The sequence below is a fragment of the Burkholderia sp. Bp8992 genome (assembly GCF_003853705.1).
In the GTDB taxonomy this organism is placed as follows: Bacteria; Pseudomonadota; Gammaproteobacteria; order Burkholderiales; family Burkholderiaceae; genus Burkholderia.
In genome coordinates, this window is record NZ_QTQI01000073.1 from 1 (window position 1) to 1019 (window position 1019).

Here is a 1019-nt window from a genome sequence, read left to right on the forward strand (position 1 = left end):
ACGCACCCGCCGGTGATCGAGCTTTCCGCGATGCTCGCGGAAGTGACGCCGGCCGGCTTCAACCACTTCTTCTATTGCAACAGCGGCTCGGAAGGCAACGACACCGTGCTGCGCCTCGTGCACCAGTACTGGCGCGTGCAGGGCAAGCCGCAGAAGAAATACGTGATCTCGCGCAAGAACGGCTACCACGGCTCGACGATCGCGGGCGGCACGCTCGGCGGGATGGGCTACATGCACGAGCAGATGCCGTCGAAGGTCGAGCACATCGTGCACATCGACCAGCCGTATTTCTTCGGCGAAGCGCAAGCAGGCGAGACGCCGGAAGCGTTCGGCCTCGCGCGTGCGCAGCAGCTCGAAGCGAAGATCCTCGAACTCGGTGCGGAGAACGTCGCGGCGTTCATCGGCGAGCCGTTCCAGGGCGCGGGCGGCGTGATCTTCCCGCCGTCGACGTACTGGCCGGAAATCCAGCGGATCTGCCGCAAGTACGACATCCTGCTGGTGGCCGACGAAGTGATCGGCGGGTTCGGGCGCACCGGCGAATGGTTCGCGCACCAGCACTTCGGCTTCGAGCCGGACCTGATCACGATGGCCAAGGGCCTGACGTCGGGCTACGTGCCGATGGGCGCGGTCGGCATTCACGAGCGCGTCGCGCGGCCGATCATCGACAACGGCGAATTCAATCACGGCCTCACGTACTCGGGCCACCCGGTGGCGGCGGCCGTCGCGGTCGCGAACCTGAAGCTGCTGCGCGACGAAGGCATCGTCGAGCGCGTGAAGAACGACACGGGCCCGTACTTCCAGGCGTTGATGCGCGAGACCTTCGCGCGTCACCCGATCGTCGGCGAGGTGCATGGCCACGGCCTCGTCGCGAGCCTGCAGCTCGCGGAATCGCCGGCCGAGCGCCGCCGCTTCGCGAACGGCGGCGACGTCGGCACGATCTGCCGCGACTTCTGCTTCAACGGCAACCTGATCATGCGCGCGACCGGCGACCGGATGCTGCTGTCGCCGCCGCTCGTGAT

Annotated in this window: 1 protein-coding gene; it reads left to right on the top strand. The window is 67.0% G+C overall.

From position 1 onward, the window contains the following. Window positions 1-1019, top strand: a 1019-nt coding sequence (locus DIE03_RS38005; protein ID WP_124457142.1) for an aminotransferase, incomplete at both ends; no start/stop codon positions are given.